This is a genomic window from Parvibaculum sedimenti, assembly GCF_009184905.1.
GTDB classification, from domain to species: domain Bacteria; phylum Pseudomonadota; class Alphaproteobacteria; order Parvibaculales; family Parvibaculaceae; genus Parvibaculum; species Parvibaculum sedimenti.
In genome coordinates this window covers 142,606-152,830 of the sequence record NZ_WESC01000010.1, presented here as the reverse complement: position 1 = coordinate 152,830, position 10,225 = coordinate 142,606, and the positions used below count along the sequence as shown (strand labels likewise).

The window sequence follows — 10,225 nt, the reverse complement described above, 5'->3', positions numbered from 1 at the left end:
ACTCCCTGCAATCTTCCATCAAAAGGTGATCGCAGATCACGACGCCAGAGGTAATGTGGGGGCAAAACACCGCTTACATTAGATGCGGCCTAAATGCAAGGCATTGGCTAGCGCATTAGGCGTTGGAATATCTGGATAAGTCAGTTTTGACGCTCAGGTATCTAGCCGAACGATTTCCCGGAAAAACTGTCAAAGGGAGAGGTGAAGCTTTTGGAAGTCGCCGTTCTCCTTTTGGATTCCTAAAAGCACCTCCAGCGCTCGACGGATAGGGTCACCGAGCAGAGTAAACAGAAGACTATCCCTCGGTGACCTCCAAATGGATAAGGTCAAGACTCGGATATTGAATCTTTGAGATTTCCTCCAACAGCCGAGCCGGTCGATGGCCATTGCCATATCCCGCCGACGAATGATTGTCGGCACGGCCGGCGAGGCGATACCGAATGTGCTGATCGAGACCAGCCTCCCTCATGGCATCCTCGAAGTTGTGCCGGAAGGAATGAAACGCAAGCATCTGGTCCTTCTTGACGCCGATCCTTTTGAGGAAGCGCGCGAAAAACTTCGAGTAGGGTGTGAAGCTCCCATCCGCCTTGCTGCGCTCGCATCCGGGAAACAGACGATCATTCGTCGACGCCTTAGCGGCGGCGACAAATTTGTCGAAACCCAGCTTGATGAGTTCGGGATGCACCGGCATAAGCCGATCAGAACCGGCGTTTTTTACGGATTTTCGCAAGCTGCGGTCCTTAGTTTCTGCTTTGACCTCTTCGGTGATTCGCAGAAATAGGCTTCCCTCCAAAGTGACCAGGTCGGCGCATTGCAATTGAGCGAGCTCCGCCATCCGGCATCCGGTGAAAAGAGCCAGAAGCGGCAACCAGTACTTGTGCGCTTCGCTGAGATCGTCATCGGTTCTGAGGCCGCGATGCGCTGACAAGTCTAGAAAAGCCTGAGACTGGAATATCTTTTTTAGATCGCCGATAGAGAAGGGGTATCGCTTCTGGCGGGTCGATGCATTCTTGCTCGGGGGGGTGGCCGATACGCCATCGATCGGATTGGTTGTGATGTAGGCATTGCTATGCAGCCATCGAAAGAATGTCTTGAGGTCGCCTAGCCGCTTGTTGTTGATTGTGTTGGTATTAAGTGTAGGTCTGTGCGCCACACGGTTCCCAATGATCGCCTCTTTGATGGTCCGGCCGGGGAAGAACTTCTGAAAGTTCTTCGGGACGTCCAGCAACGCGTCCTTATATTTGACGAGATCGTGCCTCTGGTAGGCGCCCGGTGCCCAGTAGCCGTCAAAATACTGACGGAACCACTCCAGCGAGGCGCGGAACTCTCTTTCATATTTGCCGAAGCCGGCATCGCCACTGCTCCCGCTAGCCTTACGCTTCTCCCTGAAGAATGCTTCGATCAGCTCCTCCATTGTCGGCACGTTGGTGGTGGCAGGGGGTACAGGCGTTCCAATGGTTGCCGGTGCTGAAATAGGCATGGTGGAAGTCGCCATAGCGTAAACCGCTGTTGGCGCAAGCGTCATGGCGAGGAGAAGGGGATCGGACGGAATCCCGCCCCAATTTCCTTCCTCTCGCTCCTTCAGCCGACGAATAACTTCGAGGCTTGAACGCAATACGCTCTGACAAAGTTCGCCGTAATACGCTGAGCTGCGTTCAGATTCGTCCAATCCACGGAACTCGGAATCCATGAAGTCTTCCGCAAGGCTAATGTTACCCCGGCGGAGCGCAACAATGATGTCCTGTTCAACGCTATCAAGCGCCAAGCGCTGCGCTTCATCGTGAGCGGCGGGTCTCGGATTTCCGCTTCTCCTTTCGGCGGCGTCAGCCTCCAGACTTTGGACATAGAAGGCTTTAATAGCGGTTTGCGCCTGTAGCGGTAGCAAGGAGGTTTTCCGTCTCAAGTAGGCGAACAGAGTTTCCGCTCGCAGTTGCACGACCGCGCCACGCCTTCTTGCCGTATGAGGACAGCGTGTGCGCAGAGAGAGCTTCAGCTCTCTACAACCCGTTATAGCGAGGAGGTCCTTAGGAACGACTTGGCGGTGATAAAAAATTGCACCGCGTCTGAAAATGTTGGTGGGAACGCGCATCAGGAGACCCAGAATGTACCAGTAAAATGTACCAGTCTGGTCTCTTGTAAGTTGTTGATATATCTAAGATATTGAGATTTAAGGGGATTCGGGTGGCGCGGTAGAGCGTCCCTCCTCCGCTACCACCTTTCTCAACACCCCTATAAATCAAAGGCTTGGAGAGTTCCTTCGGTACGGGTTCGGGGGAAAATGTGCCGCCTGTATCGCTCGCCGGCCCAGACTGCGCCGAGTGAAATCAGACGACGAATGCCACGCTTCTGAGCGTGAGACCGGAGGTCATCCGCTAGTCGAGGCGGAGCCGGTAGCCGACGCCGGTTTCCGTCAGAATCAATTGTGGACGGGTAGGGTCGGCTTCGAGTTTCTCGCGCAATTGACGGATGTAGACACGGAGATATTGCACATCCTCGGCATGCGCCGGTCCCCAGACTTCCTTGAGAAGAAAGCCGTGCGTCAGGACTTTTCCTGCATGTGCGATGAGTATCCGCAGCAGGTCGTATTCCTTCGCGGAGAGCTTCACTTCGTTGTCGGCAACGGTCACGACACGGCGCACGAGGTCGACGGACAAGGCACCGCTGCGGAACAGGGGTGCTTCACCCTGGACCTGCAGGCGATGGCGAAGCGCGGTCCGGATCCGCGCCATGAGTTCCTCCATGCCGAAAGGTTTCGTCACATAGTCGTCGGCGCCAAGGTCGAGAGCGCGAACCTTGCCTTGCTCGTCATTGCGGACCGAGAGGATCACGATCGGCACCTGAGAAGAGAGCCGCAGCTGCTCGATTACACCGAAGCCTTCTCCATCCGGCAGGCCGAGATCGAGGATGACGAGGTCAGGCTTGTCTTTCTCAGCGATGGAAGCGGCATCGGCTGCGTTCGATGCTTCCGAAAGCCGATAGCCCTGCGCGCCGAGGCTTGTGCGCAGAAAGCGGCGAATCTGCGGCTCGTCGTCCACGACAAGGATGTGTATTGGAACGGTCAATGGTTCACTTCTGCAGACTGGTGTTGAACGACTTCAGTAGAGGGTAGCTGGATCGTGAAGACCGAGCCGTGTCCTCTGGCGCGGCTGGTCGCGGAAATCGTGCCGCCGAACACTTCGACGAAACCCCGGCAAATGGCGAGCCCCAGTCCCGTGCCTGCCGGACGGTTGTCACCTGATCCTGCCCGGCGGAACTTGTCAAAGATGGTTTCCAATTCTTCGGGCGGAATGCCTTCTCCTTCGTCAAGCACGCTGATCAGGACCTTTTTTCCTGCCGAGGCCGCTTCGATACGAATGGTGCTCCCCGCCGGCGAATATTTTGCGGCGTTGTCGAGAAGGTTGAACAGCACCTGTTCGAGGAGGATGGGGTCGGCCATAACCGAGGGCAGATTGGACGGAACGCTAACCGCGACGTGGTGCGTCGAAAGCAGTCTGGACGCGCGCCGGAGTGCCGTCTCGGTGAGTTCAGTGAGGTCGACTCTGGTCATGCGAATATTGAGTGCGCCGGACTCGAGCCGGGTGATGTCGAGGAGATTGCCGACAAAGCGGTTCAGCCGCTCGGCCTCGTCCTCGATTGTCGATAAAAGGTCGTTCCGCTGCGCGGCATCGAAGCGATCAAAATAGGTCTTGAGGCTCGTTACAGAGCCGATGATGGACGCAAGCGGGGTTCTCAAATCGTGCGAGATGGAGGTCAGGAGCGTACTCCGTAAGCGTTCGGTCTCGCTCAGAACTCGCGCATTATCGATGTCCTCGGCGAGCCGGATGCGCTCGATCGAGACCGCGATCTGATCGAGCAACGCGTCCAGAAGGCGGCGTTCATCCGCCGTGAAGAGTGGTCCCGGCGTCTCGCGGTCGAGGCCCACGACAGCGAGCATGCCTGTCGCCGTCTTGATCGGCAGGAAAAGGCGCTTGGCGCCCGGCAGCGTATCGGAGCTCCGGCCGGCAGCCCGTTGATGGTCGTAAGCCCAGCGGGCGGCGGCGAGGTCCGCATCGTCCGCGACATCTTCGGGCGGATAGCCTGCCGTGACGCTCATGTGCCCATCAGCAGGAAAAAGAAAGACGACGCGCAGCTGCAGCATGGAGGCGATCTGGAAGGCGGCTGCCCAGAGAAGGTCATCGAGATCGTTGATGCCCGCGAGCTTGCGGCTGAAGGAATTGAGTTCGGTGGTCGTCTTAACCTGCGACTGGGCGACGACGATCTGCCGCCTTGTCCGCGCCGTCAGGTTGCTCGTGAGGACCGCGACGATGGTGAAGAAGATGAGGGCGAGAATGTTCGCCGGGTCGGTGATGGTGAAGGTGTAGAGCGGCGCCAGGAAGAAGAAGTTATAGGCAAGTGTGCTGATGAGCGAGGCATAGAGCGACGGCCACAGCCCGTAATTGACGGCGGTAAAGAGAATGGCGGCAAGGAAGACCAGCGAGATGTTCGGTAGCGCCGCGACGAACTGGATAAGCTCGCCGATCGCGAGCGCCACGGCGACGGTGAGCGTGCTCACGGCATAGGGCATTGCATCGACGCCCTCGGTGGTAGCGCGTATGCGCACGGCCTTGTCTGGTGATGGGTCTTCGTCGCCGGGCACAACATGGACACCGATGGGACCCGCGTCGCGGATCAGGCTATCGACGCTGGTGCGGCGGAACCTGTCGAACCAGCGGTCGCCGCGCGGACGCCCGAGCACGATCTGGGTGACATTGTTTTCGCGCGCATAGTCGAGGATCGCGCCGGCGACATGGTCGCCCGATGCCATGACGGCCTCTCCCCCGAGTGTCTCGGCAAGGCGAAGCGCCTCGTCCAGCCGATCGCGCTCTCCTTCCGTCAACGGAACATGTCCGAGCGTCTCGACATGGATCGCCGCCCATGTGCAGCGCAGCCTGTCGGCGGCGCGCCTCGCATAGCGGACGATGCCGGCGGAGGCGGGGCCGCCATCGATGCAGACGAGCAGGCGCTCATCCGTGGCCCAGGGACCGGCGATGGCGTGCGCGCGCATATAGCTCAGCATCTGCTCGTCGACGCGCTGGGCGGTACGCCGGAGCGCCAGCTCGCGGAGCGCAGTCAGATTGCCCGGCGAGAAATAATGCTTCAGTGCGCGCTGCGCCGCGTCGCGAACATAGACCTTGCCCTCGTGAAGGCGCTGGATCAGCTCCTCCGGCGTGATGTCGATGACTTCGATCTCGTCGGCACGGTCGATGATCGAGTCCGGTACCGTCTCGCGTACGCGGATGCGCGTGATCTGTGCGATGACGTCGTTGAGACTTTCGACATGCTGGATGTTGAGCGTCGTATAGACGTCGATGCCGGCGTCGAGAAGCTCCTCGACATCCTGATAGCGTTTGGGATGGCGCGAGCCAGGCGCATTGGTGTGCGCGAGCTCATCGACGAGGACGAGCGACGGGCGTCGCGCGAGCACAGCGTCGATATCCATCTCCTCGAGAATGCGGCCCTTGTAGGAGACCCGTGCACGGGGAAGGGAGTCGAGGCCGTGCGTCAACCTTTCGGTCTCCGCCCGGCCATGCGTCTCGACGATGCCGATCACGACATCGATGCCTTCCTTCTGGCGCTGGGCGCCGGAACTCAGCATTTCGTAGGTCTTTCCGACACCGGGCGCGGCACCGAGAAAGATCTTGAGCTTGCCGTGCCCTTCCGTCGCCGCCTGCTCCAGCAGGGCTTCGGGAGTGGGCCGCCTCGCCTTCTGGTCGGTGCTTGTCATTTATCCCTATCGGATCAACGCGCCTATTTCACTGCCTCGCTGTCCAGAGCCATGTTGAGCTTCAGGACATTGACGGCCGGTTCGCCGATGATACCGAGGGTTCGAGGCTTCGTGAACTGATTGATGAGCGCTTCGACTTTCGCGGGATCGAGGTTGCGGGCCTTGGCGACACGGGGCATCTGGAAGAGGGCGGCTGCCGGTGTGATGTCGGGGTCGAAGCCGCTCGCCGAGGTGGTGACCATGTCGACCGGAATGGCCGCATTGGGATTCTCGGCCTTGAGCTTCTCGACCTCGTTCTTGATGCGCTCGATGAGCGCCTTGTTGGTCGGCCCGAGATTGGAGCCCATCGAATTCGCAGCATTGTTGGGAAGGGCGATGGAGTTGCCCTTGTCGTCCGTGCCGGTCGTGGCAGACGGGCGGCCGTGGAAATATTTCTCGCCCGTGAAGGTTTGGCCAATGATCTCGGAGCCGATCACGATGCCGTTTTTCTCAATAAGGCTGCCTTCTGCTTGATGGGGAAAGAGAGCCCCCGCGACGCGCGTCATCCCGAGCGGATAGGCCAGGCCGAGGAGCAGTGTAAAAAGCGCGAGGAGGACGATGGCAGGACGAATATCTTTCAACATGGCTTGTTCCTCAGACGAGACCGATCGTCGTGATGATGACGTCGATGAGCTTGATGCCGACAAAGGGAACGATCACGCCGCCCGCGCCGTAGATCACCAGATTGCGGATCAGGAAGGAGGCGGCGCTGCGCGGCGTGTACTGGACGCCCCTGAGCGCCAGCGGGATGAGCGCGATGATGATGAGGGCGTTGAAGATGATGGCGGACAGGATCGCGCTTTGCGGCGTCGCCAGATGCATGATGTTGAGTACGCCGAGTTGCGGGTAGAAGACGGCGAACATGGCGGGGATGATCGCGAAATATTTGGCGACGTCGTTGGCGATCGAGAAGGTGGTCAGCGTTCCGCGCGTCATCAGAAGCTGCTTTCCGATGGCGACGATCTCGATGAGCTTGGTCGGGTCGCTGTCGAGGTCGATCATGTTGCCAGCTTCGCGGGCAGCCTGCGTGCCGGTCTGCATGGCGACGCCGACATCGGCCTGGGCGAGCGCGGGGGCGTCGTTGGTGCCGTCACCGCACATGGCAACGAGCTTGCCCTTGGCCTGCTCCTCGCGGATGAGGCGCAGCTTGTCCTCTGGCGTCGCCTGGGCGAGGAAGTCGTCCACGCCCGATTCCGCCGCAATAGCGGCCGCCGTCAGCGGGTTGTCGCCCGTGATCATGATGGTGCGGATGCCCATCCGGCGTAGCGCTGCGAAGCGTTCGCGGATGCCGCCCTTGACGATGTCCTTCAGATGAATGACGCCGAGGATGGCGCCGTCCTTCGAGACCGCGAGCGGTGTGCCGCCGGCGCGCGCGATCTTGTCGACGATCTGCTGGAATTCCCTCGGCACGATCGCATTCGGCACATTCGACGTGACGAATTTGAGGATCGAGTCGGCGGCGCCCTTGCGGATCTGATGATCGTCGATATCGATGCCGCTCATGCGGGTTTGGGCCGAGAAGGGGATGAACTTCGCATGGAGATTGGCGAGTTCGCGGCCGCGCAGACCGTATTTCTCCTTGGCAAGGACGACGATGGAGCGGCCCTCAGGTGTCTCATCGCTCAGCGAAGAGAGTTGGGCGGCGTCTGCAAGCTCGTGGTCGCTGACGCCAGGCATGGTCACGAATTCGCTCGCGACGCGGTTACCGAGGGTGATGGTGCCGGTCTTGTCGAGAAGAAGCGTATCGACGTCGCCAGCCGCCTCAACGGCGCGGCCAGACATGGCCAGCACGTTGAACTTGACCAGGCGATCCATGCCGGCGATGCCGATGGCGGAAAGAAGAGCGCCGATCGTCGTCGGGATGAGCGTAACGAAGAGGGCGACCAGCACCGTGACGGAGACGGCGCCACCCGCATAGGAGACGAAGCTCGGGATCGTTACCGTCGCGAAGAGGAAGATGATGGTGAGGCCGACGAGAAGGATATTGAGTGCGATCTCGTTTGGCGTCTTTTGCCGTTCGGCACCTTCGACAAGGTGGATCATGCGGTCAAGGAAGGTCGATCCCTGCGCCGCGGTGATGCGGACCTTGATCTGGTCCGACAGCACGCGCGTACCGCCGGTGACGGCTGAACGATCGCCGCCGCTTTCGCGGATGACGGGTGCGGATTCGCCGGTAATGGCGGATTCATCGACGGAGGCTACGCCGTCGATGACCTCGCCGTCACTCGGGATGAGGTCGTTGACCTCGACGAGCACGACGTCTCCGACCTTGAGTTCCGCAGCCGGCACTATCTCGTAGCTGCCGTTCTTCTGCAGGAGCTTGGCGACGGCCTCCGACCGTGTGCGGCGAAGTGCATCGGCCTGGGCTTTGCCGCGACCCTCGGCGAGGGCTTCGGCAAAATTCGCGAAGATGACCGTGAACCAGAGCCAGAAGACGATCTGGACGGTGAAGCCGACATGGGCACCGGCGGCGAGATCGCGCACCAGCAGGATGGTCGTAAGCGCGGCTACGATCTCGACCACAAACATGACCGGGTTCTTGACCAGCGTTCGCGGGCTGAGCTTCACGAGGGAATCGACGATCGCCTGCCTGACGAGGTCGCCACGGAAGAGTGACGATGTTTTGATGCGATGAGACGAGGGTTCGCTGGCCATCGGATTGTGAGCGAGTGACATGATTGTTCCTCAGTAAAGCGTGCCGTGGATCATCGAGAAGTGCTCGACGATCGGACCGAGCGATAGAGCCGGGAAGAAAGTGAGCCCGCCGACGATCAGGATGACCGCGGTAAGGATCGCGACGAAGAGCCCGCTATCGGTCGGGAAGGTGCCCACGGACGAGGCAACGAGCTTCTTGCGGCCAAGAGAGCCAGCAACGGCGAGCATCGGAACGATCATGCCGAAGCGGCCGATCGCCATCGCAAGCCCGAGGGTGATGTTGTAGAAGGGCGTGTTGCCGGTCAGGCCGCCGAAGGCGCTGCCGTTGTTCGCTGTCGTAGAACTGAAGCCATAAAGAATCTCGCTGAAGCCGTGCGGTCCCGCATTGGCGATGCTCGACACGCCGAACGGGAGTGAGCTCGCAAGCGCCGTAAAGCCGAGGATCGAGAAGGGAAGGATGATAATGGCGAGCGCCGTCATCTTGACGTCGTAGCCCTCGATCTTCTTGCCGACATATTCCGGTGTGCGTCCGACCATCAGACCGGCGATGAACACCGCGACGATGGCAAAGAGAAGCATGCCGTAGAGGCCGGAGCCGACGCCGCCGAAGATGATTTCGCCGAGTTCCATGTTGACGAGGGGAACGAGGCCGGCGAGCGGCGTGAAGCTGTCATGCCAGGCGTTGACGGCGCCGCAGGACGCATCCGTAGTGACGGTGGCGAAGAGGGCGGAGTTGGCGATGCCGAAGCGGACATCCTTGCCCTCCATGTTGCCGCCGGCCTGGAGCGCACTTGCAGCCTGGTCGACGCCGAGCGCGGTGATGTTCGGATTGCCGGCGGCCTCGAAGTGATAAGCGATGAGAGCGCCGACAAGGAAAAGCACGGACATGGTGCCGAAAAGAGCCCAGCCCTGCCATTCGTTTTTGACCATTCGGCCGAAGACGTTGGTCAGCGCGGCGCCAATGGCGAAGATGAGAACCATCTGAACGAGATTGGTGATCGCGTTCGGGTTCTCGAAGGGATGGGTGGAGTTTGCGTTGAAGAAGCCACCGCCATTCGTGCCGAACATCTTGATCACTTCCTGCGAAGCAACCGGGCCGACCGCGATGGTCTGGTGCGCACCTTCGATGGTCGTTGCATTGACATAGGCGCCGAGCGTTTGCGGCATGCCCTGCCAGATGAAGAAGAGGCCGACGACGATCGAGACCGGGAGCAGCACATAGAGCGAGCAGCGGGTGAGGTCGACCCAGAAATTGCCGAGACCTTTGGCCGAGGCGCGGGAGAAGCCGCGGATGAAGGCCATCGCCAGCGCGATGCCCGTTGCTGCCGATACGAAGTTGTGAACAGTCAGCCCGGCCATCTGGGTGAAATAGCTCAGCGTCGTCTCGCCGCCATAGTTCTGCCAGTTGGTGTTGGTGACGAAGGAGATCGCGGTGTTGAAGGCGAGCATCGGCTCGACGGCACCGAATCCCTGCGGGTTGAAGGGTAGGTAGCCTTGCAATCTCAGGATCGCGTAGAGGAGCGCGAAGCCGGCGACGCTGAACATGAGCATCGCCCCACCATAGCGAAGCCAATGCTGGTCGTCCTTTTCGTCGACGCCAGCGAGCTTGTAGAAGAGCATCTCGATGGGCCGGAGGATCGGCGTGAGGAAGACATAGTCTCCGTTGAAGACGCGTGTCATGTAGCCGCCGAGCGGGCGTGTAACGAGGAGGACGATCGCGCTGAAGAGCGCGATCTGGATAAGACCGTTCGCTGTCATGGCAGGCTC

Annotated in this window: 6 protein-coding genes; all 6 read right to left on the bottom strand. The window is 60.1% G+C overall.

Annotation, left to right across the window (positions count from 1 at the left end; translation table 11 throughout):
- Window positions 1–295: 295 nt before the first annotated feature.
- The 6 genes from F2P47_RS12550 to kdpA all read right to left on the bottom strand — a co-directional run bounded on the left by F2P47_RS12550 (window position 296) and on the right by kdpA (window position 10,216).
- Window positions 296–2,089 (bottom strand): site-specific integrase, encoded by a 1,794-nt coding sequence (locus tag F2P47_RS12550; protein ID WP_152216710.1) that lies wholly within the window; start codon window positions 2,087–2,089, stop codon window positions 296–298.
- 283 nt (window positions 2,090–2,372) lie between these two features.
- Window positions 2,373–3,062, bottom strand: coding sequence for a response regulator (locus tag F2P47_RS12545; protein WP_152216709.1), 690 nt, complete (start codon window positions 3,060–3,062; stop codon window positions 2,373–2,375).
- Entirely contained in the window at window positions 3,059–5,764 is a 2,706-nt protein-coding gene (locus tag F2P47_RS12540; RefSeq protein ID WP_152216708.1) for a sensor histidine kinase, read from the bottom strand. The genes F2P47_RS12545 and F2P47_RS12540 overlap by 4 nt, the downstream gene beginning before the upstream one ends.
- Window positions 5,765–5,787: 23 nt before the next feature.
- Window positions 5,788–6,387, bottom strand: coding sequence for a potassium-transporting ATPase subunit KdpC (kdpC, locus tag F2P47_RS12535; RefSeq protein WP_152216707.1), 600 nt, complete (start codon window positions 6,385–6,387; stop codon window positions 5,788–5,790).
- Between the two features lie 10 nt (window positions 6,388–6,397).
- On the bottom strand, window positions 6,398–8,458 hold the full coding sequence (gene kdpB, locus F2P47_RS12530; protein ID WP_152216721.1) for a potassium-transporting ATPase subunit KdpB: 2,061 nt from the start codon (window positions 8,456–8,458) through the stop codon (window positions 6,398–6,400).
- A gap of 30 nt (window positions 8,459–8,488) precedes the next feature.
- On the bottom strand, window positions 8,489–10,216 hold the full coding sequence (gene kdpA, locus F2P47_RS12525) for a potassium-transporting ATPase subunit KdpA (protein WP_152216706.1): 1,728 nt from the start codon (window positions 10,214–10,216) through the stop codon (window positions 8,489–8,491).
- Window positions 10,217–10,225 lie beyond the last annotated feature (9 nt).

Coding starts and splice junctions, on each gene's coding strand:
- F2P47_RS12550 (WP_152216710.1), bottom strand. CDS start 2,089: ATGCGCGTTCCCACCAACATTTTCAGACGCGGTGCAATTTTTTATCAC.
- F2P47_RS12540 (WP_152216708.1), bottom strand. CDS start 5,764: ATGACAAGCACCGACCAGAAGGCGAGGCGGCCCACTCCCGAAGCCCTG.
- kdpC (WP_152216707.1), bottom strand. CDS start 6,387: ATGTTGAAAGATATTCGTCCTGCCATCGTCCTCCTCGCGCTTTTTACA.
- kdpB (WP_152216721.1), bottom strand. CDS start 8,458: ATGGCCAGCGAACCCTCGTCTCATCGCATCAAAACATCGTCACTCTTC.
- kdpA (WP_152216706.1), bottom strand. CDS start 10,216: ATGACAGCGAACGGTCTTATCCAGATCGCGCTCTTCAGCGCGATCGTC.